The 22,073-nt window shown below is 56.7% G+C and carries 19 protein-coding genes; 9 read left to right on the top strand and 10 right to left on the bottom strand.

From position 1 onward, the window contains the following. Positions 1 to 312 precede the first annotated feature (312 nt). Positions 313 to 774 (top strand): hypothetical protein, encoded by a 462-nt coding sequence (locus ACA061_RS10100; RefSeq protein ID WP_497301361.1) that lies wholly within the window; start codon positions 313 to 315, stop codon positions 772 to 774. Positions 775 to 849: 75 nt separating this feature from the next. Continuing rightward, entirely contained in the window at positions 850 to 2,286 is a 1,437-nt protein-coding gene (locus ACA061_RS10095; protein ID WP_497301360.1) for an IS1182 family transposase, read from the top strand. A gap of 240 nt (positions 2,287 to 2,526) precedes the next feature. Here the strand turns inward: ACA061_RS10095 and ACA061_RS10090 are convergent, their stop codons facing one another. Further along, positions 2,527 to 2,766, bottom strand: coding sequence for a hypothetical protein (locus ACA061_RS10090; protein ID WP_339434227.1), 240 nt, complete (start codon positions 2,764 to 2,766; stop codon positions 2,527 to 2,529). 266 nt (positions 2,767 to 3,032) lie between these two features. Between ACA061_RS10090 and ACA061_RS10085 the strand changes: the two genes are divergently transcribed. Together ACA061_RS10085 and ACA061_RS10080 are read left to right on the top strand one after the other, a co-directional pair. Continuing rightward, the gene (locus tag ACA061_RS10085; RefSeq protein WP_497301361.1) at positions 3,033 to 3,494 is read left to right on the top strand and encodes a hypothetical protein; all 462 of its coding nucleotides are present in this window, start codon (positions 3,033 to 3,035) and stop codon (positions 3,492 to 3,494) included. 75 nt (positions 3,495 to 3,569) lie between these two features. After that, a complete protein-coding gene (locus tag ACA061_RS10080; protein ID WP_497301360.1) occupies positions 3,570 to 5,006 on the top strand; it encodes an IS1182 family transposase in 1,437 nt (478 codons plus the stop codon). 260 nt (positions 5,007 to 5,266) lie between these two features. Here the strand turns inward: ACA061_RS10080 and ACA061_RS10075 are convergent, their stop codons facing one another. Continuing rightward, entirely contained in the window at positions 5,267 to 6,184 is a 918-nt protein-coding gene (locus tag ACA061_RS10075; RefSeq protein ID WP_497301359.1) for a LysR family transcriptional regulator, read from the bottom strand. A 135-nt stretch (positions 6,185 to 6,319) separates the two neighbouring features. Here ACA061_RS10075 and ACA061_RS10070 point away from each other — a divergent pair, with 135 nt between their 5' ends. Both ACA061_RS10070 and ACA061_RS10065 read left to right on the top strand, forming a co-directional pair. Further along, a complete protein-coding gene (locus tag ACA061_RS10070; protein ID WP_497301358.1) occupies positions 6,320 to 7,621 on the top strand; it encodes an NAD(P)/FAD-dependent oxidoreductase in 1,302 nt (433 codons plus the stop codon). A gap of 41 nt (positions 7,622 to 7,662) precedes the next feature. Further along, positions 7,663 to 8,751, top strand: coding sequence for a polyamine ABC transporter substrate-binding protein (locus ACA061_RS10065; RefSeq protein WP_497301357.1), 1,089 nt, complete (start codon positions 7,663 to 7,665; stop codon positions 8,749 to 8,751). Positions 8,752 to 9,281: 530 nt separating this feature from the next. On the opposite strand, the gene aceE is transcribed toward ACA061_RS10065, so the two are convergent. Further along, positions 9,282 to 11,951, bottom strand: coding sequence for a pyruvate dehydrogenase (acetyl-transferring), homodimeric type (gene aceE, locus ACA061_RS10060; protein ID WP_497301356.1), 2,670 nt, complete (start codon positions 11,949 to 11,951; stop codon positions 9,282 to 9,284). A gap of 173 nt (positions 11,952 to 12,124) precedes the next feature. On the opposite strand from aceE, the gene ACA061_RS10055 reads away from it, so the two are divergent. Continuing rightward, positions 12,125 to 12,577, top strand: a complete 453-nt coding sequence (locus tag ACA061_RS10055; RefSeq protein WP_497301355.1) for a MarR family winged helix-turn-helix transcriptional regulator — start codon at positions 12,125 to 12,127, stop codon at positions 12,575 to 12,577. Positions 12,578 to 12,588: 11 nt separating this feature from the next. Here the strand turns inward: ACA061_RS10055 and ACA061_RS10050 are convergent, their stop codons facing one another. After that, positions 12,589 to 13,692, bottom strand: a complete 1,104-nt coding sequence (locus ACA061_RS10050) for a transketolase-like TK C-terminal-containing protein (RefSeq protein ID WP_497301354.1) — start codon at positions 13,690 to 13,692, stop codon at positions 12,589 to 12,591. Between the two features lie 202 nt (positions 13,693 to 13,894). Between ACA061_RS10050 and ACA061_RS10045 the strand changes: the two genes are divergently transcribed. Continuing rightward, a complete protein-coding gene (locus ACA061_RS10045) occupies positions 13,895 to 14,350 on the top strand; it encodes a hypothetical protein (protein ID WP_497301353.1) in 456 nt (151 codons plus the stop codon). A gap of 199 nt (positions 14,351 to 14,549) precedes the next feature. After that, the gene (locus tag ACA061_RS10040) at positions 14,550 to 15,014 is read left to right on the top strand and encodes a hypothetical protein (RefSeq protein WP_497301352.1); all 465 of its coding nucleotides are present in this window, start codon (positions 14,550 to 14,552) and stop codon (positions 15,012 to 15,014) included. 85 nt (positions 15,015 to 15,099) lie between these two features. Here ACA061_RS10040 and ACA061_RS10035 read toward each other — a convergent pair whose 3' ends face one another. The 6 genes from ACA061_RS10035 to ACA061_RS10010 form a co-directional block, all read right to left on the bottom strand. After that, complete coding sequence (locus ACA061_RS10035) at positions 15,100 to 15,525, bottom strand: cell wall hydrolase (protein WP_497301350.1); 426 nt, start codon at positions 15,523 to 15,525, stop codon at positions 15,100 to 15,102. 60 nt (positions 15,526 to 15,585) lie between these two features. Next, positions 15,586 to 16,695 (bottom strand): tail fiber domain-containing protein, encoded by a 1,110-nt coding sequence (locus ACA061_RS10030; protein WP_497301349.1) that lies wholly within the window; start codon positions 16,693 to 16,695, stop codon positions 15,586 to 15,588. A gap of 54 nt (positions 16,696 to 16,749) precedes the next feature. Then, on the bottom strand, positions 16,750 to 17,475 hold the full coding sequence (locus ACA061_RS10025; RefSeq protein ID WP_497301348.1) for a hypothetical protein: 726 nt from the start codon (positions 17,473 to 17,475) through the stop codon (positions 16,750 to 16,752). Between the two features lie 8 nt (positions 17,476 to 17,483). Next, on the bottom strand, positions 17,484 to 17,642 hold the full coding sequence (locus ACA061_RS10020) for a hypothetical protein (RefSeq protein WP_497301347.1): 159 nt from the start codon (positions 17,640 to 17,642) through the stop codon (positions 17,484 to 17,486). A gap of 137 nt (positions 17,643 to 17,779) precedes the next feature. After that, complete coding sequence (locus ACA061_RS10015; protein ID WP_497301346.1) at positions 17,780 to 21,382, bottom strand: TipJ family phage tail tip protein; 3,603 nt, start codon at positions 21,380 to 21,382, stop codon at positions 17,780 to 17,782. 58 nt (positions 21,383 to 21,440) lie between these two features. Beyond that, positions 21,441 to 22,025: a tail assembly protein gene (locus tag ACA061_RS10010; protein WP_497301344.1), complete on the bottom strand. Its 585-nt coding sequence runs from the start codon at positions 22,023 to 22,025 to the stop codon at positions 21,441 to 21,443. Positions 22,026 to 22,073: the final 48 nt, after the last annotated feature.

Raw genomic sequence — 22,073 nt, 5'->3', positions numbered from 1 at the left:
CCTCCTTGAATGCATTTGCTTGGCGGTATTGATCGCTTGCCCTAGCGAGCGCAGCCATTGGTGACGGGCTGAGGCTGTTGCCAAATTACACAGTAGAAGCAATCTTAGCTCGCATTTTTCGTTGCTCCATCCAGTGGCTGCTTTTGGCCGATTGCTGCCTGTCACGAAGGGCTGCAATAGACCCAGGCTGTGTGAAAACACATTTTTATAACGATTCGGCCATGGGGGCATTTGTCCAGGTTTTGAGGCACCATATAGTCTCTAGGAATCCAGCAGCTCGACGCAGCTCGCAAACCAAATCAGGAAGAATGAATGCCTTCCCGTCGCCGCCTCAGTAGTGTCTGTCAAAGTATTGCGCATCACGCTGCCAGCGGTCTGTCGTACGTACACCCACATCTGTTGCAAGCGCTCAAAGTAACCGGGGAGCCTATCGCGACGGTGGATCTACTGAGTGCGACCCCATACCCGAAGGAGCTTCGCAGTCATCCCCACCTTCCCACCGCCCTCTCTTCATTACGTGATCGTTTTGAACAAATTTTGAAATCTGAAGGATTTTTAATAACCGACCTCAACGAGGCCAAACTATTTTTCAAACCTGATGGCCAATACCACGACGAGTATTGTTGCGAATGTCACGCAAGGTTGTCCCATTCAAGCGGCCGTAAATACTTTGCGGCAGTCAATTGCATGGGTAAATCCATTGTTCCCCAGCTCGCCAATTTATGTCCAATCCCCACCGGCAATGTCCTCAATCCAGATGAAAAGCAAGCTTAGCTTTAAGGCCAAAAGCCGAAATACAGCGAGGATGATCTAAGCTTCTGATCGTCTAGATCGTATCGGGGGGCGATCATGAAGCGATTCATTGAAGGCGAGGCCCGGACGCAAGTGACTCTGCTGCCGGAGTGCTTGGACGATTACGTAACCGAAGAAAATCCAGTCCGAGTGGTCGACGTTTTCGTCGATGAACTCGACTTGGGGGCACTTGGATTTGAAGGTGTTGATCCTGCTGCAACGGGTCGTCCGGCCTATCATCCAGCGGTCTTGCTAAAGATCTATATCTACGGCTATTTCAATCGGATTCAGTCCAGCCGCCGGCTTGAGCGTGAGGCCGAGCGCAACGTCGAGTTAATGTGGCTAACGGGGCGTTTGGCTCCGGACTTCAAAACCATTGCCGACTTTCGCAAAGACAACGGCAAAGCCATTCGCAGCGTATGCCGCCAGTTCGTAGTTCTTTGTCGCAACCTCAATCTCTTCTCCCAATCGATCATCGCCATCGACGGCAGCAAATTCAAAGCCGTCAATAATCGCGACCGCAACTTCACTCAGGGCAAGGTGAAGGCACGCATGCAGCAGATCGAGCAGAGCATTGATCGATATCTGGCGGCGATGGATTCGGCGGATCGGGCAACGCCCGAAGTGGCCGAGGCCAAAGCAGAGCGGCTTAAAGAAAAGATAGAAACACTGAAAAAGCAGATGCAGAAACTCAAGGACATCGAGGCGCAGCTCCACGAAAGTCCAGACCAGCAGATCTCCCTCACAGACCCAGATGCACGCTCAATGGCTACGAGCGGCCGAGGCACCGGAACGGTTGGCTACAACGTACAAACAGCTGTCGACGACAAACACCATCTGATCGTTGCCCATGAGGTGACCAACGTTGGTAATGATCGTGGGCAACTGAGCAATATGGCGAACCAAGCGCGTGAAGAAATCGAGGCTGAATCGCTAACGGTGGTGGCCGACCGAGGCTATTACAAAGGTCTGGAAATCCTTGCTTGCGAGCAAGCCGGCATCATTACCTTCGTACCGAAACCCCTCACATCTGGCAGCAAAGCCGAAGGCCGATTTGGTAAGCAGGACTTCATCTATCTTGCGGCGTCGGACGAGTATCGATGCCCTGCGGGGCAGTTACTAACCAGGCGGCATTCGTCGATGGAAGACGGCATGTTATTGCATTGTTACTACTTCTCGGGCTGCCAGTCCTGCTCAATGCAAAAGCAATGTACGACGGGTAAGGAGCGCCGTGTGAAGCGCTGGGAACATGAGGCTGTAGTCGACGCGATACAGGTTCGGCTAGAACATGATCCAGCGATGATGAGGGTTCGTCGACAGACTGTTGAACATCCTTTCGGAACGCTCAAGTACTGGATGGGAAGTACCCACTTCCTGACGAAAACCCTGCCGAGGGTGAGCACTGAGATGAGCCTTCATGTGCTCGCCTACAACCTCAAACGAATGATGAGCATCTTCGGCATCGCAGGACTGATTGAGGCGATCAGGGCATGAACCCAGCCGCTTGGCCTGCCAGTTAGAAGCCGTTTGGGCCGCTGACGCGGCCCAAACGGCATTACGAACGTCTATGTCACTGACTAAGCTAATTCGCGCTTCCGCCCGCTGATTCCATAGGCAACCCTCGCGACTCTCAGTTTTCGAGGTATTTAGCGCGTTTTCACACAGCCTGGACCCAATGCGGACGTTGGGTCTAGAGCTCAAAACGCGGCTGCTTGTCCTATCGCTTGGCCCCCGTTACTCATCCCATCCTAGCTCTGCGTAGGACATTTGGTCATGCTCGGGGAAGTCTGTCTGGTATTCACCCCATTCCATGAAGGAATAGTATTTGGTCATCGCCTCGAAGTGACTGTCAGCTTCGACTGTCCAGATCAGTTGGGAGTTTGCTGAAAGTAGATTGCGCGCGTCATCACCGTGAATACCTGCCAGGCAGAAAGTCTGGCAACCATCGGGTTCCAGCCAAAGTTCATGTTTCATACTCATAGCTCGTTTCTGCCCGTCTTTATGGTGTCCGGAAAGTAGATCGAATGGCCACTCTCGGCCGGTAATTGCGCGTCGGACACAGAGGCTGCTTCTGGCCGATTGCTGCCTGTAACGAAGGGCTGCAATCGACCCAGGCTGTGTGAAAACACATTTTTATAACGATTCGGCCATGGGGGCATTTGTCCAGGTTTTGAGGCACCATATAGTCTCTAGGAATCCAGCAGCTCGACGCAGCTCGCAAACCAAATCAGGAAGAATGAATGCCTTCCCGTCGCCGCCTCAGTAGTGTCTGTCAAAGTATTGCGCATCACGCTGCCAGCGGTCTGTCGTACGTACACCCACATCTGTTGCAAGCGCTCAAAGTAACCGGGGAGCCTATCGCGACGGTGGATCTACTGAGTGCGACCCCATACCCGAAGGAGCTTCGCAGTCATCCCCACCTTCCCACCGCCCTCTCTTCATTACGTGATCGTTTTGAACAAATTTTGAAATCTGAAGGATTTTTAATAACCGACCTCAACGAGGCCAAACTATTTTTCAAACCTGATGGCCAATACCACGACGAGTATTGTTGCGAATGTCACGCAAGGTTGTCCCATTCAAGCGGCCGTAAATACTTTGCGGCAGTCAATTGCATGGGTAAATCCATTGTTCCCCAGCTCGCCAATTTATGTCCAATCCCCACCGGCAATGTCCTCAATCCAGATGAAAAGCAAGCTTAGCTTTAAGGCCAAAAGCCGAAATACAGCGAGGATGATCTAAGCTTCTGATCGTCTAGATCGTATCGGGGGGCGATCATGAAGCGATTCATTGAAGGCGAGGCCCGGACGCAAGTGACTCTGCTGCCGGAGTGCTTGGACGATTACGTAACCGAAGAAAATCCAGTCCGAGTGGTCGACGTTTTCGTCGATGAACTCGACTTGGGGGCACTTGGATTTGAAGGTGTTGATCCTGCTGCAACGGGTCGTCCGGCCTATCATCCAGCGGTCTTGCTAAAGATCTATATCTACGGCTATTTCAATCGGATTCAGTCCAGCCGCCGGCTTGAGCGTGAGGCCGAGCGCAACGTCGAGTTAATGTGGCTAACGGGGCGTTTGGCTCCGGACTTCAAAACCATTGCCGACTTTCGCAAAGACAACGGCAAAGCCATTCGCAGCGTATGCCGCCAGTTCGTAGTTCTTTGTCGCAACCTCAATCTCTTCTCCCAATCGATCATCGCCATCGACGGCAGCAAATTCAAAGCCGTCAATAATCGCGACCGCAACTTCACTCAGGGCAAGGTGAAGGCACGCATGCAGCAGATCGAGCAGAGCATTGATCGATATCTGGCGGCGATGGATTCGGCGGATCGGGCAACGCCCGAAGTGGCCGAGGCCAAAGCAGAGCGGCTTAAAGAAAAGATAGAAACACTGAAAAAGCAGATGCAGAAACTCAAGGACATCGAGGCGCAGCTCCACGAAAGTCCAGACCAGCAGATCTCCCTCACAGACCCAGATGCACGCTCAATGGCTACGAGCGGCCGAGGCACCGGAACGGTTGGCTACAACGTACAAACAGCTGTCGACGACAAACACCATCTGATCGTTGCCCATGAGGTGACCAACGTTGGTAATGATCGTGGGCAACTGAGCAATATGGCGAACCAAGCGCGTGAAGAAATCGAGGCTGAATCGCTAACGGTGGTGGCCGACCGAGGCTATTACAAAGGTCTGGAAATCCTTGCTTGCGAGCAAGCCGGCATCATTACCTTCGTACCGAAACCCCTCACATCTGGCAGCAAAGCCGAAGGCCGATTTGGTAAGCAGGACTTCATCTATCTTGCGGCGTCGGACGAGTATCGATGCCCTGCGGGGCAGTTACTAACCAGGCGGCATTCGTCGATGGAAGACGGCATGTTATTGCATTGTTACTACTTCTCGGGCTGCCAGTCCTGCTCAATGCAAAAGCAATGTACGACGGGTAAGGAGCGCCGTGTGAAGCGCTGGGAACATGAGGCTGTAGTCGACGCGATACAGGTTCGGCTAGAACATGATCCAGCGATGATGAGGGTTCGTCGACAGACTGTTGAACATCCTTTCGGAACGCTCAAGTACTGGATGGGAAGTACCCACTTCCTGACGAAAACCCTGCCGAGGGTGAGCACTGAGATGAGCCTTCATGTGCTCGCCTACAACCTCAAACGAATGATGAGCATCTTCGGCATCGCAGGACTGATTGAGGCGATCAGGGCATGAACCCAGCCGCTTGGCCTGCCAGTTAGAAGCCGTTTGGGCCGCTGACGCGGCCCAAACGGCATTACGAACGTCTATGTCACTGACTAAGCTAATTCGCGCTTCCGCCCGCTGATTCCATAGGCAACCCTCGCGACTCTCAGTTTTCGAGGTATTTAGCGCGTTTTCACACAGCCTGGACCCATAGCGGACGGTCAATTGCTTACTTCCAAGCACTGCTTCAGGCGGGCGCTCATGCAACAGCTCGGCCTCCGCCCGAACTATTACCGTAGAAGCTTTTCCGGCAGCACCGTCTGCTCCACCTGCTCCTCAAACCACTTCAACACCGCCTGGCACGCAGGGTGCCCAACGCCGCTGTCCCGTAGCCACAAGGCATACACGCCACCGGTCCTTAGCGGTTCGCCGAAGGGCACCACCAGGTCGCCGCGCGCCATCGCGTCGTGGGCGAGCATCTGGTCGGTCATGGCGATGCCCAGGCCACGGGCGGCGGCGTCCAGGGCCAGGTCGTCAAGGTTGAACAGCAGATGCTGGTAGCTACGCCCAGGCGGGTCTTGTTGCGCCTTCAGCCACAGGCTCCATTCATAGCGTGAGGTAGAGCCATGGATCAGCGAATGCCCCGCCAGTGCCTCGGTCGAACTGGGTGGGGCGCGGCCGTCGTTTAGCTGCGGGGCGCACACCGGGATTAGGTATTCGTCAAACAATAGCGTCAGCCGGCGATCGTCCAGGCCGCCGGGCAGGTACAGCACATAGGCATCGCAATCACCGCCTTCGTCCACCAGTTCTCCGCTGACGGTCTCGATGGACAGGGTGAGCTCGGGGTTCGCCGCATAGAAAGAACTCAGCCGCGGCAACAGCCAGCGCACCGCTAGAGTTACGAAAATACGGACGCGGAAAGGGCGGTCCGGAGCCGGTGCCAGCCGCTGCTCCAATGTGCGAAGGGCCTTGAGCAGGTCCCCCGCCACCTTGTACACCTCGCAGCCGTGCTCCGTCAGCGCGACCTTGCGACTGGTTCGATCAAACAGCACGGTTTGGTAGTGCTCCTCCAACTGCTGGATCTGCCGGCTGATCGCGCTCTGAGTCAGGTGCAAATGGCGGGCGGCTTCGGTGAAGCTATGGGTATCAGCCACTCGGACCAGCGCCTGCAGGGCTTGCAGTGAGGGCACGCGAAAGTTTCTATCCATGCAAATTCCGAATAGACGGATGAATTAATAACGTTAGAAAGCTCGACCTCATGCCCGTAGATTAAAGACACATGGCGGGCTTGCGGATAATCGGTCAATCACGCCTGCGCATCGATTGTGAAGGAGTGACGGACAATGAACAACCACTGTGGCTGGATCGCCCTGGCCGGTGAGTCGTCGGTAAAAGCGCGCCTAGAGGGCGTCCAGCAGGTCGACTGGCTGATCATCGGCGGCGGCATCACCGGCCTCTCGGCTGCCCATACCCTGGCGCGGCGCTTTCCCTCGCAACGCGTGGTATTGCTCGACCGCCAGCGCGTCGCCCAAGGGGCTTCAGCGCGCAATTCCGGGTTTGTGGTCAGTCATGAACTGCCGGGAGCAGGTGAGCTGATCGGTACGGCGGGGTTCGCCAGTTACCAGATCGCTTCGCGGATTGGCGTGGCGGCGGGGGAAGAGGTGCGTCGGCGCGTCGCCGAACTCAAGCTGGACTGCGAACTCAGCGAAAACGGCTATCACTTTGCAGTGCATCAGCCAGCGCATCTGCAGCAGGTCGAGCAGACCCTGGAAACGCTGGCCGCCGTGGGTGCCCGGGTGCAGTTCCTGGATGGCCAACCGTTGCAGCAGCGGCTCGGCACGTCGTTCTATACCCGCGGCATTCACTGCGCAGGTGGCAACGGCCTGATGCAACCGGCGCGCTATGTCAAAGGCCTGGCGGACAGCTTGCCGGAGCAGTTGGAAGTCTTCGAGCACAGTGCCGTCACCGACCTGCGCCGTCGGCCCGGCAAAGGCTGGACTGCGCTAACCGAAGCAGGTGAGGTGCAGGCCCGCCAGGTGCTGGTGTGTGTCGGTGCGTTCCTGCCCAGGGTCAGGCTCAAGCGCAGCGGTACCTTCCCGCTTGAGCTGAGCGCCAGCATCACCCGCCCGCTGACTGAAGGGCACTGGCAGCAAGTCTTCGACGACCAGGGCTGGGGCGTGCTGTCCACCTTGGCGGGGGGCTGCACTTTGCGGTTGTTGCCAGGGCGCCGACTGCTGATTCGCAACACCGTGGAGTACCGCCGACGCGATATTGATGCCGCGGGCCTCGCGCTGCGCCAGCGCGAGCACCTGCTGGGCTTGCAAAAGCGCTTCCCTGGCATTGCGGCGCACGATCTCGAATACACCTGGACAGGCCACCTCAGTGGCACCCGCTCCGGCGAGCCGTACTTCGCCCGGATCGAGGACGGCCTGCATGCTGTGGCCGGGTGCAATGGTTCCGGTGTCGCCCGTGGCACTTTGTGGGGCCGCTTGTTGGTGGAAATGGCTATTGGCGCCGACTCGGCTTTGCTGAGCGATGTGCTTGGCCAGGCCCGTCCGGGTTACCTACCGCCACGGCCGTTTTTCGACCTCGGCGCCAGCGTTCGCATGGCCTGGGAAGTGCGCCGCGCCCAGGGCGAACGCTGATTTTTCAATTACTTTGCAAACAAGAACAAGAGAGCAAACCCATGATCAAACATACTTGTATGGCCCTATTGTCCTCGGCGTTGCTGGCCGGTGTGGCATATGCTGAAGAGCGGGTCAATATCGCCAACTGGAGCGGTTATATAGCCGATGACACCCTGGCTGAGTTCACCCGGCGCACCGGCATCCAGACCACCTATGACCTGATCGACAGCAACGAGACCACAGAAGCCAAGCTGATGACCGGCAATAGCGGTTACGACCTTGCTAGCCCGTCTAACCATTTCCTGCAGCGCCTGATCAAGGCGGGAGCCATTGAGGAGCTGGACCGCGGCCAACTGCCCAACTGGCATAACCTTGATCCAAAGCTGATGAAAATCCTGGAGGCCAGCGACCCTGGCAACCGATACGCGATGCCGTACATGTGGGTGACCACCGGCATTGGCTATAACGTGGAAAAGATCAAGGCGATCTTCGGCAGCACCGAGGTGACGCAGTCCTGGGATATGTTGTTCAAACCGGAAAACATCCAGAAGCTCAGCCAGTGTGGCGTGGCTTTCCTCGACAACCCGACGCAGATCGTATCCATCACCCTCAAGACACTGGGCCTGGACCCGCACAGCGAGAAGCCAGAAGACTTGAAGAAGGCCGAGGCGGCGTTGCTGGCGGTGCGGCCTTACATCAGCTACTTCCACCAGTCCAAGTATGTGAGCGACCTGGCCAACGGCAATATTTGCGTGGCTATCGGTTTCAGTGGCGACGTATTACAGGCCATGAGCAGTGCCAAGCAGGCCGGGAACGGAGTGGATGTGGGCTACAGCATTCCACGTGAAGGCTCGACCGTGGCGGTGGACATGGTAGTGATGCCCAAGGGGGCTCCGCACCGGCAGAATGGGTATGCCTACCTGAACTACCTGTTAGAGCCGAAGGTGATCGCCAACATCAGCAATGCGGTGAAGTACCCTAACGGGAATGCGGCAGCGCTGGAGTACATCACACCTGATCTGCGCGACAATCCGGCGATTTACCCGTCGGAATCGGTACTCGATACGCTGTTCCCGATCAAGACCTTGTCGCTGGCGGGGATGCGCTTGAGCACCCGGCTATGGACCCGAGTGACAAGTGGGACGTGATGCAGCGATCGGCGGGAATAGAATTCCTGATGGAATTGGCCTACTCCCACGATAATCCGCCGAGCGGCTCCGGTTGTGATTGAAGAAGTGACTTGGCGGCCTTGGCTGAGATCCGATGGGGTACGACGTCTACAGGCAGGACCAGCCACGAGTGAAGAAACGTTTTCCGAGCGTTTTCTGCCACATGGTAACCATTGACGCAATGACGGCTAAGGGACGTAAGCGGTCGAATGCGACCGTCCGCTCTTGGCCGTTTTCTGCCTGTGGCGAGGGGCCGCAAACAAGGAGAAGGTGCAGGATATCGCCCGGCAGGCCCCGGTGGGTCACCGAGCTGTTGGCTTGAGTTTGCCGAGGTCCCCTCAAAAACAAACTGTCGAATCGCCGGGCTGAGGGGGGGCTGGTTTGAAGTTTCGTATCTGCGCGAAGAAATAGCAGGTAGGTTAATAGAGTCCATAAAAAGGCCGCTGCAAAGGCAGCGGCCAGAAGCCGTCTCCCGTTTTACAGTGGGAGGCAGTTACAACAGATAAGACTCAAACTTTCGCTGGGTTCTGTTTCTCCGGGTCAATCCCATAAAGCGCAATCGCCTCAGCTACTTTTTCCCTTGGCACCCCTCCGTCATCGGCGAGCGCTTTCAAGGCCGCCAACGCGATGAAGTGACGATCCACTTCGAAAAACCTGCGCAGCGATTCTCGGGTATCCGATTGGCCGAAACCGTCGGTGCCTAATGCCACGAAGCGCCGCATGGGCACGAACGGGCGGATCTGGTCGGCGAATATCTTCATGTAATCAGTCGCTACCACCACCGGACCCTGCTTATCTTGCAGGCAACTTTCAACGTGACCGATACGTGGCGCCTCATCAGGGTGCAGCAAATTCCAGCGTTCGGCGTCCTGGCCGTCCCGACGCAGTTCGGTCAGGCTGGTAACGCTCCACACTTCGCTGCTGACGTCGAAGTCCTGCTCCAGTAACTGCGCGGCGGCGATGATTTCTTGCAGGATTGAACCGCAACCCATCAGTTGTACATGCTTGCCTTCGATTGGCTGCGCCGGGGCTGAGAGCAGATACATGCCTTTAAGAATGTCCTGCTCGATACCTTCGGTCATGGGCGGATGGGCGTAGTTTTCGTTCAGCAACGTGATGTAGTAATAAATGTCTTCGTTTTCGACATACATACGCCGCATGCCATCCTGGATGATCACGGCCAGCTCATAGGCGAAAGTCGGGTCGTAGGACACGCAGCACGGTACGGTTGAGGACAGTACATGGCTGTGACCATCGTCGTGTTGCAGGCCTTCGCCCATCAGCGTGGTCCTGCCGGACGTGGCGCCCAGCAGGAAACCTCGGGCGCGGGCATCGCCTGCCGCCCAGGCCAGATCGCCGACACGCTGGAAGCCGAACATTGAATAAAAGATGTAGAAGGGCACTGTCGTAACGCCGTGCGTACTGTACGAAGTGCTCGCCGCGATCCACGAAGAAATGCCGCCGGACTCGTTCAGCCCCTCCTGCATGATCTGCCCATCGCGCGCCTCCTTGTAATAACTCAGTTGGCCGGCGTCTTGAGGTGTGTACAACTGGCCGACGTGGGAATGGATGCCAATCTGACGGAACAGGCTTTCCATGCCGAAGGTGCGTGATTCGTCCGGGACAATGGGCACGATCAGCTTGCCGATGTTCGGGTTCTTGAGCAAAGTGCCGAGGATGCGCACAAACGCCATGGTGGTGGAAATCTCGCGCTCGCCGGTGCCTTGGAGCTGGTTGTCCAGAGCCGACAGTGGTGGGATCTGCAAGGGCTCGACCGCACTGAAGCGTGCAGGCACGTAACCGCCCAGTTGGGTGCGCCTGGCTTGCAGATAAAGGGCCTCGACACTGTCCGCTGCCGGTTTGAGGTAGGGCATGTCGCCCAGTTGATCGTCGGTGAGGTCCAGCGCGAAACGATCACGGAACGCTTTGACCGCGTCCTCACCCATTTTCTTGAGCTGATGGTTGATGTTCTGGCCTTCGCCGGCTTCGCCCATGCCGAAGCCTTTTACCGTTTTCGCCAGAATGACCGTCGGCCCTACGGTGTGGCGCATGGCGGCGGCGTAGGCGTTGTAGACTTTTTCCGGGTCATGGCCGCCGCGAGAAAGCTTCCAGATGTCCTCATCGCTCAGGTCGCTGACCAGTTCCAGCAACTCAGGGTATTTGCCAAAAAAATGCTCACGTACGTAAGCGCCGTTCTGGGATTTGTAGTTTTGATAGTCGCCGTCCACGCATTCCATCATCCGCTGACGCAACAGGCCGCTTGTGTCCTTCTCCAGCAAGGCATCCCAACCGCTGCCCCAGATCACTTTGATAACGTTCCAGCCGGCTGCCCGATACAGGCTTTCAAATTCCTGAATAACCTTGCTGTTGCCGCGCACCGGTCCGTCCAGGCGCTGAAGGTTGCAGTTGACGACAAAAATAATATTGTCGAGCTTCTCCCGACCCGCCAGGGAAATCGCCGCCAGGGATTCCGGCTGGTCCATTTCGCCGTCACCTAGGAACGCCCAGACTTTGCGTCCTTGATGTTCTTTCAGGCCACGGTCTTCGAGGTAGCGCATGAACCTGGCCTGGTACGCGGCGGTGATCGGACCAAGCCCCATGGACACCGTCGGAAATTGCCAGAAGTTCGGCATGAGCCTTGGGTGTGGATATGACGAGACACCGTCGCGGTCAGTCTCGCGGCGGAAGTTGTCCAGCTGTTCTTCGCTCAGGCGACCTTCCAGATAGGCGCGCCCGTAGATGCCCGGTGAAGAGTGGCCCTGGATATACACCATGTCGCCACCAAACTGCTCGGTGCGCCCACGGAAGAAATGCTCGAAGCCGACGTCGTACAGAATGGCCGCCGAGGCATAGGAAGCGATGTGCCCGCCCACGTTCGAATGTTTGCCGGCGCGCAGCACCATGGCCAAAGCGTTCCAACGGATGTAAGCATTGATCCGGCGCTCTATCGTCAGGTCGCCGGGGTAGGGCTGCTGACGGTCGACCGCAATGGTGTTGACGTAAGGCGTGGTGACGCGCCCATAAAAATTACCATGGCGGCTGGCATCGAAATCCAGCATCTGATCGATCAGATAGTGGGCGCGGGTACGTCCTTCGACGCTCGCCACCGATTCGATGGATTCGAGCCATTCACGGGTTTCTTGTGGATCTTCGTCGAGAAACAGGGGTTGTTGTGCCATCGTCGTCTCCTGAACAGTGCAGCAGCACCGAGTCGTTGGGTGCCTGAATAAGGGGGTTGGGTCGATGCCAGCCTTAAAGAATTTTTTGTAGTTGCATTTGCAACTACATGCGAGAACTTAGCCTGCCGCACGCTACAATTGCAACTAAATAGATTTCATGAAAAGGGTGATGCATGTCTTCAAGCGATCCGGATACCTGGTTCAGATTCGTCAGGGCTCACCGCTGCCTGATCCGGGAAATCGAGCGTCGGCTGGCGGCCGCCGGGCTGCCGGCTTACGCGTGGTACGACGCGTTATGGGGCCTGGAAAGCGGCCCTGACGGCACTCGGCGCATGAACGAATTGGCTGACGTGATGGCGATCGAGCGCTACAACCTCACCCGGTTGGTGGACCGTCTGGAGATCGAAGGCCTGGTCACACGCAGCCGTGCAAGCGATGACGGCCGTGGTGCGTATGCCGCCATTACCGAGAGCGGGAAAGTGTTGCGTAAAAAAATGTGGAAGATCTATGAAGGGGCGGTGGACGAGTTGTTTTTGTCGCAGTTCGACGACGAGCAACAGCGATTCCTCAGTGACGCGCTTGAGCGGGCCGCAATGGCAGCGCGCAACAGTGGGCGAGCGCGCTGAGCGTTGTCCTGTCATTGCAGCAGATAACGCCCCATGGCCTGCTCGACGCACGCCTGCGGGATAACACCTTCCTGGGCCAGGGCTCGCAGAGCGAGTGCCACGATCCAGCGTTTATCCACCGATTTTCCCGAAGATGTTTCGGTTGAGTCCGCGCCGAGCGCCACGAATCGTGCCTGGATATGCCTACCGATCTGATCGGCGACATGCTGGGCATAACCGGTCACAGCTACCACCGGGCAATCATCGGCGCTCAGGCAGTCGAGCAAATGCGACGACCGCCGCGGCATGTCAGGATGAATTCGGTTCCAGCGTTGTGCCTTGTCTGCATCACGGGCCAGGCGGGTGTAGCTGGGGCAGCTCCAGAGTTCGCTTTCGACGCCCCAGTCATCACGCAACATCTGCGCCGCTGAGGCTACCGACCGCAAGGCCAGCCCCGCGCCTAACAAGCGGACCCGGGGTTGCCCGGCATTTGCACCAATCTCGTTGAGTTTGTACATGCCGTTGAAGGCTTGGCTTGCACTAAGGTGGTTGATGGGTGCAACGAAATCATCGGGTTCATCGTGAAGCGCCATGTAATAGAAGCCGGCATTGCCTTCCACATACAAACTTTGCAACCCGGCTAGCGCAATGGCGTGCGCTTCGGCACCGCTGGCGGGGTCAAAGGGCAGGCAGTGCGGGTTGGCGGCCAGCCAAAGCGGAACCCAAGGGTGAGCGCCTTTAGGCCAACGGGAGGGCCGGGTTTCTATGTCATTGCACAGAATGCCCCGGCGAGCGGACTCGTTTGAAAGTGCGTAAAGTTCGGCTGAAGTCGCAGAACTGGTCAGGTACAACAATGGTTTTTCGCTGGCGCAGGCAGTAGGGCTAAAGCGCAGAGGCCAGGCGCTGATACGTGTGTGACAGCTCTCGACTTGAGACTGCTTGTCGGACCGGATGACCCAGACATGCTTGGCCGTTCCCGGATCCCTTTCCAGTCGGTTGGCGATATCGATCATGGTGTAGAGCGGAGAGGAGAAGCCAGCGGTGTGTTGCTGTGCCGGGGTTCGGATTTTATCGATGCAGGCCTGAGCGGCAAGGCGGGTATCTGGTGTTTTGCTGAAGCTGGAAAAGCGGATCATATTCCGAAAATCTCCGTGCGTTCCGTCATGCTTGCACCATACTGCACGCCTCAATATGATTGCAAATGCAATTAGATCGTCATGGAATGGAGTCTCATCATGAACGCGTCTTACCCATTGCCCTATAGACGGAAGCCAGTGTGCGCAGCGCTTGTGCGACCGTCTTGTTCGGCCGGTTAATGCCTCTCGCGAAGGACTGCAATTGGCCGACACCCGCCTCTCAATGCAGCTCGTCGCGTCACCCTCGTCCACCCGCCGCGGGTCGATTACTGTATATACAAACAGTACTCAGCAAGGCATTCCCGTGGACCCCCTCTATATAGAAGACACCGACGATTGGCTCGGAAGCCCAACGCCAATCGAAACCTGCCGGCATCAAACCCTGCTCTACGAGAACGAAGTTGCGGAGCTGAACCTACAACTGCGCCAGGCTCGGCACAAAATTTTCAGATTGGTGGAGATGAATAACGAGGTTGCCGGCGAGCGAGATGCGCTGCGCTCGCAACTGGCTGACCGAAGGTCTGAAATTGCCTGCATACAAAGCGAGAGCACGGAGTTGCTCAGCCAAGTCAGGAACCTCACGCAGGTCGCAGACCAGTGTGACCGTCCGCTCCATGAGAACCAGCGACTGCTCAATGAGAAGGCGGAGCGAGAATAGCGTACATAATCCGGATAAGCAGACTGCGCTCACGCAACGCAGGCGATTAGCTGACAGAGCTAACGTACGATTAAAGCTCTTTCAAGGCTGTTAGTCGCAAGAATCCCGGAGGGGATAGGTCGTCAATAAGGCGTAGCCAAAGATAACAAATGGGATGGATTGACGTAGAATGCGCCATTTTCAGGCCTAGACGGTTAACATGAAAACCATGAGCAAAATCAGTGCGGCAGCCTTTATGTCTCTCACAGCGGTCTTTCTTTCAGGCTGCGACGACAACACTGTGAGTAAAACCGTAACTATGAATGGCACAGATAAATGCAGCGTGGATGTAATTTCTGGAAAACCCGACGCTATTGTATATGTTAAGCGAGGCAAAGTTGAAATTCAGGGCTGGGCATTTGACGACGCCAGACAAGTTACAGCGCAAAACCTGCAAATACGCCTAACTGGCGCACAAGGCGAAGCAACTGCCAAGGACCCTGTGCGAATCGACCGTCCTGATGTAGCTAAGGCCTATAATAACAAGGAGCTTACTAATTCAGGGTATAACTTTGTTTTAGACACTACAGCGCTTGTACCGGGAGCTTACGCAATCGCTCTAGAGATTCCAAAAGGAAATGCGCTGTATGTATGTCAGTCTAAAAAGCTTGTGGTCATTATGTAGATTTACTGCGCATCTATCGACGCGATATTTGTAACTTATACCGTGGGAATATCACCTAGATTCAAATTCTTACAGGAAATCTCGCTTACGGGACGTCTCTGAAAAAGATGTGATAACCGAGCTTTAGCGTCTGAGTCGCTTCCTTGGCCCAAGTCGGAACCCTTGGCATAGTGGTGGAGTAATAGTGAGTGGCGCCGCCGGTAGGATCCGGCACCTTGCCGTCAATCACCTGGTCAGCCGCGACCCGGCACTGCGCCAGCTCGCGGGACGGGATCTGTTTCACGCCGATCAGGAACTGATAGTTCGGGTCGGTCTTGTTCCAGCAACTGAACTGCCACGGCTTCTGGCACACGCCCGCGTAGCCTTCTCCCCACCATGACTTCTCCTTTCCGTCGAACACACGATTGCGGATCGTCCACGCCACGGCCACTTGGCCGGCCGTGCCTTCTCCGCGCGCCTCGCCCCATAGCGTGCGGGCAAGAATGTCGCGTTCTCTTTCAGTGACGGTCATGCTTTTCTCCAGGCAAAAAAAATCCCGCTCGATGGCGGGTTTGGTGTTGTACCGATGGCTCTATTGAGGTGTTGACTTCAGCTCATCGAGTTCGGCCTTTAGAGTTTTAATAGCCGATACCAGGTAGGGAATCAGGCCGGTGTAATTCACGCGCCAGATGTCCTGCTCATTTTGCGAATCCGCCGGAGTGACCAGCAACGGTGTGATCTCGAAAAGCTCCTGAGCGATTACCCCCACTTCATGGTGGGGGTATTCAGTGGAGTCAAGGAAGTCACGACGGTCAAACTCGACCGGGCGGATTTGCAGGATTCGATCAAGGCCATCGAGAATTTCAACGTCGTTTGTCTTCAGGCGACGGTCCGAACCTTGGCTAACGGTACCTGGAACATTCAGATTCCCGGCGTAGGTGTAGGTCATGGTGGGGCCGGTCGCGGTGTTATTTAGATTCACAGAGCGCCAACTGAAGCCGCCCGTACCGCCACCTTGGTTGCAAACCCAATCACCCGATCCGACCAACCCACCCGCGCCGGTATTCCAAAGCTGATAAAGCCCCTGACCTTGCGCCACATTGGTTGTGCCGCTTGTGCGAACGTAGGCAGTCGCTAACAGACCAGTAATATCGTTGTTATTGCCCTTGAGCGCTCTACCGGTTATTTGCGCCTGAAGCTTCCCGAGTGCTGAAAGAACATTATCACCCGCAACGATTACGGCTGCGCTGGCTGTACTCAATCCCTCCAACAAGGACGCTAGCACTCTGCTGCCGGAAAAGTATCTGTTGGTAGACCCTTCGGGGACCGCATCAGTACTCAAACTTGAAGTGCCCGTTCCTCCCTTCGATATGGGCAGAACTTCGTAATTACCGGTGGTGCCGAGCGCGGAAAGCTTTGCTCCCCACTGACGATTGATATCGCTGAATGCGTCGGCAAGTGCCTTGGGATAGCCCTGCACCGGCATGATGGCGTAGGCAGCGCCACTGGCTGTTGGCCCTTTATAAGCCGGAATGATCGAGATGACAGTCGCGCTAGCTACGTTGCCAATCTCATAGTTCGCACCGTCAGGACCGACAAACGCATCACCGTTTTTTGCATTCGCAGCAAAATCTGCATTCGTGCCGACAACGGTTGTTGATCCATTGTTGACGGCAACAGTTCCACCTCTAAGCCAAGGCATGGAAGTATCCTAATTCTGGTCAATAAAAAGCCCGCACTGGGCGGGCTCGGATTCTCATAACGGACGCATGGGTCGTGCAGCAAAAGTAGTTCTGCCGTTTTTGGCAGTGCCGCCCTCCGAACTCACCATTGCCCCGACGTATCCATTCAATGTCGTGCGGACTCCGGCGTGGAAACCGCAGGGCGTGTCCAGTGTTGTGTTGCCGTTGTAAATCTTCCCTCCAAGCAATGTCGACGCCAGAAAGTAATCATCGTACGAGCCAGTCCAAGGCATTTGGTATCCGCTCCAATAGACCCCGGATACCTCGCCCCCGCGGTTGTCCAACGACCAGCCCTCATTGATTGGGAAGCCTGTCATGAGCAGAAGGTTGTCTGCGCCAACAAAGATCTGTTCATTAGCGGCATTGCGTAAACGCAGATCGTATTCATTGGGTGGTGACGTTGAACGGAATGTAGCGACCAGCCACCGCCCGCTACAGTCGGTGCTGTTGAAAGGTGCCATCAAATGCAATTTGAAATAGAAGCCGGTCCAGTTGCCCGGCCCGCCCATCTGCATCAGCGTGTGATACATGCCGTGATTTTTCGGATTCAAGAAAACATGCGGCGCTTCGGTAGTTGTTATTGGTGTCGGGTAGGTGATGACTGCCGTGGTAATGGTTGTCGATGATGTTGGAGTTTTTCCTATGGCGTAGCTCCCTGACGCCGCAACGCTCAAGACTTTATTGTCACTGTCAATCTGGAAGAAATTCTGGCCGTTGCGCGACCTGAACCCGTAGTCCATGCCACCTCCTATTGGTAAGTCAGAATAAACACGTTGAGCACCAGCCCTTGGCCACGCCGAACTCTGAGCTGTCCTGCCGACCAGAACACAGCGGGCAATGCGGCAAACTCATTCGCCTGACTGGCAAGGGTCACGCACACAAACGACTGCACAGTAATCTCCGGCATGCTGATAAAACTCGTGAAGTTACTGGTGATGGGCGGAACGGTGACTTGCCTGGTCACAATCGACCGGACTGTCATCGTTGACGACTCAAGCGTTACCCGCCCCATGGCGTCTTTCGTTCTCGCACCGTAATAGTCCATTACGTCATCTTCCCGAGCGCTGCGCGTTCGATGTAGTTCAAGTCATAGACATAGATGCCGTTGTTGTTCAGCAACGTATAACCGGTGCTGGACTGGCCACGAAGCGTGAACGTACCCGCCGGTATGTCGATCTCCAGCAATGGCAACCCTTGCGAGTTGAGAGCCGCCGATCGAAGCGTCATACCCAAGACCAGCTCCTTGATGAAGGCTTGGCTGATGATTGCGGTGTTCATGAACACCTGGCCGCCCTGTACAACAAATGGCGCAATCATTTGGCCGCTCACCTCATCGAGGATCGCGAACCGTTGAGCGAACGCAAGGATCTGCGACTCTTGCTGCTCACCTTCCACGCCGATGGCGAGTCCGGCCATCACCGTCCTGTTACCGACGGTAGTGGATGTTTTGATGGTGGTGAGCGCAGACACTTTGCCGTTCAAGCCGGAAACAGCAGTGCTCGCGGTTTCTGCTTTTGCGGTGGCGTTGTTGGCGGTGGCCGAGATGGTCTCGATTCGCTGCGCAGTAGCTTCCTTGTCCGTTGCAACCGCAGATTCTAGCGTTGAGAGATTGGCGGCATTCTTCCCCACCGCAGCATCGAGGGACGTGAAGCGCGTCGCTGACGCAAGCTTCTCCTCCGCTACCACCTTTTCATTCGTCACGATGCTGGCCGTGTTCTGATACGCCTTCAGCGCCTCGCTCATTGCGCCGGTGCCGTCATCCTCTCGCCACGCCGCTTGCAGGGCCTGCATCGTTGACGCCTGCGCGGTGACCTTGCCGTCGATGTCTTCAATTTTGGTCGAATGCTGCTGGATCTGCAGCGCCATCGCGTTGGTGGTCTCGGCAATCGTGCCCATGTCGTACCAGAACTCGGCATTCGGAGGAGCAGTGCCGACTGGCACCGCCTTCACCGCCGAGAACAATCGTCCATCAAGCCGGACCACCTCGCCTTTGCTGTACGGCTTGGTCGGGTCATACGCCATGGCGTCGGTGATTTCGCTGATTAGGTCTTGCAGTTCCTGCTTGGCCTGCTCAAGCCGCTCATTCAAGGAGCCTTCACCGTCACCAGAAATCTTCCCGATTTCCTCAAGCAGCTTTTGGCCGAGCGCCGACTCCTGGATCTTGCCGAGGAAGTATTGCTCGTACTCGGACTGGTCGATGCTTACCTGCCCGTTGATACCGTTTACCGCCGGGAACCATCGGCCAACGTTTCCAGTTCGATCGACAAGCCGCGCCCAGAAAAACAGGCTGGTACCGGGAGCGACGTTCTGCATTTCGTGATTCGCCTGTGGATAGGCAAAGTCTGCCAACTTCGCAGCAGCGGCGAGGTCGTTGGTCTTGCTGTTCCAAATCTCGGTGCGCTGAGTATCTTCAGCACCAGGTGGAAACCCCCACTCAAGGCCGATGCCGTAGACCTTGCTGACAGTACGCAGGAACGACACCGCCGGCGGCAACCCCTGCTTACCGCTGAGTTTGGTCAGGATCGAGTTGCGCCATGGCGACGTGATGTCGAACGCGCTCACCGCGCGAACCCTGGCCACGTAGGCGCCGGCGTAAATGCCTACGACGTCCACGTTGGTCATGCCAGTACGCTGTACCTTGATCCAATTGCCGCTGTCCTTACGCCACTCGACGTCATAGCCGACTGCGCCATCCACGACAGGCCAGCTGATCGTCATGGTGGCCACGGCCATCCCCTGAACGATTGAGGATGTCGACGAGACAGTGACACTCGACGGCGCCGGAACTACGGTGATCGGAATTACGCTGATCGGGCGCTCCTCCAGTCGGGCGCCCGTGTCGATGTAAGCAAACTTGCTCGGCTCGAACTGGAGCGCACTGATTTCGTAGTCACCTTCGGTGGTGCGCTTTGTGCGCAACACCCGATAAAGCGGGATCGCGAGGTCATCGGCATCAATCGCCCATTGCAGCTGCGCAACCGGTGGCTCGCTGTAAGCGACCGTTACGGTGACAGCCCGCCCATTGACGCTTTGCACGGTGCGACCTTCGGCACGGCCGCCAGGAAGGTTGATGATCAGCCGGTCACCGGCCTTAGCCTGGGTGTCGCGATCTAGGGTTACAACCCGCCCCGCCACCGCCGAGATCCGGCCGCCGACTTCGCGACCGGCGAGCAGAGAATCCGCCACAGGGATGATGTGGCCCGGCAGTGGAATCACGCCTTCCATACCGGTCTTGAACGAGACGGTTCGGTCTTGGTTGTTGCTGAGAATCGCCCACTTACCGCGGCGCTGAGCCTCAGATGCGCGAGTGCAGCCGATGGCACTCAGCTCCGTCGGCCGGTCGCCGTAGCGGCGCTGCAGATTCAGATCAGCGAATGGGATGACGTCGGTGTCGTAGTTGTTGGCCGGGTTGTCGTAACTGACCAGTGCCCGGGTATAACGGGTTTTCGCCGAGGCGCTGCCGTAGGAGAATTTGCCGTCGATCACATTGGACCGGGTGAAGACGTAGTCGAAGTCCTGAGCGCGCGGCATGTCCGCCTGCATCACCAGCTGACCTTGAGCCCAGTAGGTCATGCCCCGGTATATCGCCGAGATATCGCGTAGCAGCGACCAGGCGTCAGCCTTGCCCTGTAGGTTCATGTCGCAAAGGAAACGCGGCTCCACACCGTCCAAGCCATTCGGTACCAGCTGATCGCAGTATTGAGCAATCCGGTACAGCTCCCACTTGTCGACCATGAAAGACTTGATGCGCTTGCCCAGACCGAAACGGTCTTCGGTGCATATGCCGTAAGTGATCCACGCCGGGTTATTGGTCCAGGCCGATTTCATCGAACCGTCCCACGTTCCGGTATAGGTGCGCTGGATTGGGTCATAGTTGCTCGGCACCATCCAGCGCCTAGCCTTGCACTTCACGGTCACGGCCGGGATGTTGGTGAACTGCTCGGCGTCGAACTCGATGTAGAGCAGCGCGGTGTTCGGGTAGCGCAGCTTTGCGTCGATGACCTCGGTGTAACCCGCCACCAACATGGTGTCAGCAATCTTGTTGCTGTTCTGGTTCGGCGTCAGGCGGCGCACGCGGATCTGCCAGCCCGTGGTTGCATCCGGCAAGTCGACTCGGCTCGATCGCTCGTACCGCGTGGTGGTCTTGCCGTCGACGGCATCCACCAGCACCTGTTGATAGGCGCCGCCATCGGTGGCTACGTCGATAGAGTATTCGATGCGGTAGCCGCCAACGTTGCCTTGATCATCGGAGCGCTGCAGCGCTGGCCACGCCAAACGTATGCGCACGGCGGAAAGCTGGGGGTTAGTGATGGACCGCACCCACGCGGTATCGCTGCGCAACTCGATGTTCAGCGACGTCTCGTTCTCGACAGACGGGATACCCGGGATGTAGGTCTGATCCACCGAACCCGGGCGCCAGTCCCACTTCACGTTCGGGAAGTTGTAGTTGCCGCTGGCATCACGGATTGGCGTGTTGTCTAGGTAGATGTCGTAATCGGTCGGGATGCTGTCGAATTCGCCCTCGCCCACGGCGATGAGCAGCTTTGCCAGGTTGGTCGAGCGCAGGCTGTCGCTGGCTTCGGTTGGCGACTTCGGCTTGCTGCTGCCGCCCTTCTCGCCGTGGATTTCCATTGCTACTGCGCCCATGCTTTCCTCCAGGCATAAAAAAACCGCCTCGCGGGCGGTTGGTGTGCTGCTGTCCTGATTACGCTTTGTCCTCAGCCAGGATCGAGGCCGAGATGATCATTCCACCCCACCGGCGTTCGCCGATGCAGATCGGTACCGGGTTGCCGCTGGCCGTGGTGTTCTTCGCGCTGCCGAAGGCGTAGGACGGGGAGTTTTCTGGGGATGCGCTTTGCTTCAGCCCTGAGGCCTGAGGGCTAAGCATCTGAATGACGCCGCCAGCTACCAACGCAATACCGGCTGGCGCCAGCGCTGGAACCCAAATACTTGCTACAAGAAGTACCGCACCAACAATCGTTTGGAGGATGCCGGCTCGCTTGCTTCCTTCGATAACAGGAACTATCCGAATTTCTCTAGTGCCAGATAAATCAAACCCGCCCTGCCCTACATTCCTTCCGTTCCGGAACACCGCAAATCGCATTCCGAGTCGATCCAAGCGGCGAATTTCCTCTTCAAATCCATCAATCGTGCATCGGAGCGCCTTCATGACTTCCCACGACCGACCAGACTCAAGAAGGCGGCGATGATTTCTGCCGAACCTTTTCGCCAGCGATCCAGATAACTTGATAGTGGTGGTTGGCTGATAATTGATTGCGGTCGCGGCCATGATTTCCTCGGGCACAAAAAAACCGCCCGAAGGCGGTCAGTGAATTTT

The sequence above is a fragment of the Pseudomonas sp. LBUM1668 genome (assembly GCF_059695715.1).
This window is presented reverse-complemented; position numbering and strand designations above follow the sequence as displayed.

What these genes read in the sequence shown, in the direction of transcription:
- ACA061_RS10100 (WP_497301361.1), top strand. Translation starts at nt 313, where the DNA reads ATGCCTTCCCGTCGCCGCCTCAGTAGTGTCTGTCAAAGTATTGCGCAT.
- ACA061_RS10095 (WP_497301360.1), top strand. Translation starts at nt 850, where the DNA reads ATGAAGCGATTCATTGAAGGCGAGGCCCGGACGCAAGTGACTCTGCTG.
- ACA061_RS10090 (WP_339434227.1), bottom strand. Translation starts at nt 2,766, where the DNA reads ATGAAACATGAACTTTGGCTGGAACCCGATGGTTGCCAGACTTTCTGC.
- ACA061_RS10085 (WP_497301361.1), top strand. Translation starts at nt 3,033, where the DNA reads ATGCCTTCCCGTCGCCGCCTCAGTAGTGTCTGTCAAAGTATTGCGCAT.
- ACA061_RS10080 (WP_497301360.1), top strand. Translation starts at nt 3,570, where the DNA reads ATGAAGCGATTCATTGAAGGCGAGGCCCGGACGCAAGTGACTCTGCTG.
- ACA061_RS10075 (WP_497301359.1), bottom strand. Translation starts at nt 6,184, where the DNA reads ATGGATAGAAACTTTCGCGTGCCCTCACTGCAAGCCCTGCAGGCGCTG.
- ACA061_RS10070 (WP_497301358.1), top strand. Translation starts at nt 6,320, where the DNA reads ATGAACAACCACTGTGGCTGGATCGCCCTGGCCGGTGAGTCGTCGGTA.
- ACA061_RS10065 (WP_497301357.1), top strand. Translation starts at nt 7,663, where the DNA reads ATGATCAAACATACTTGTATGGCCCTATTGTCCTCGGCGTTGCTGGCC.
- aceE (WP_497301356.1), bottom strand. Translation starts at nt 11,951, where the DNA reads ATGGCACAACAACCCCTGTTTCTCGACGAAGATCCACAAGAAACCCGT.
- ACA061_RS10055 (WP_497301355.1), top strand. Translation starts at nt 12,125, where the DNA reads ATGTCTTCAAGCGATCCGGATACCTGGTTCAGATTCGTCAGGGCTCAC.
- ACA061_RS10050 (WP_497301354.1), bottom strand. Translation starts at nt 13,692, where the DNA reads ATGATCCGCTTTTCCAGCTTCAGCAAAACACCAGATACCCGCCTTGCC.
- ACA061_RS10040 (WP_497301352.1), top strand. Translation starts at nt 14,550, where the DNA reads ATGAAAACCATGAGCAAAATCAGTGCGGCAGCCTTTATGTCTCTCACA.
- ACA061_RS10035 (WP_497301350.1), bottom strand. Translation starts at nt 15,525, where the DNA reads ATGACCGTCACTGAAAGAGAACGCGACATTCTTGCCCGCACGCTATGG.
- ACA061_RS10030 (WP_497301349.1), bottom strand. Translation starts at nt 16,695, where the DNA reads ATGCCTTGGCTTAGAGGTGGAACTGTTGCCGTCAACAATGGATCAACA.
- ACA061_RS10025 (WP_497301348.1), bottom strand. Translation starts at nt 17,475, where the DNA reads ATGGACTACGGGTTCAGGTCGCGCAACGGCCAGAATTTCTTCCAGATT.
- ACA061_RS10020 (WP_497301347.1), bottom strand. Translation starts at nt 17,642, where the DNA reads ATGCCGGAGATTACTGTGCAGTCGTTTGTGTGCGTGACCCTTGCCAGT.
- ACA061_RS10015 (WP_497301346.1), bottom strand. Translation starts at nt 21,382, where the DNA reads ATGGGCGCAGTAGCAATGGAAATCCACGGCGAGAAGGGCGGCAGCAGC.
- ACA061_RS10010 (WP_497301344.1), bottom strand. Translation starts at nt 22,025, where the DNA reads ATGGCCGCGACCGCAATCAATTATCAGCCAACCACCACTATCAAGTTA.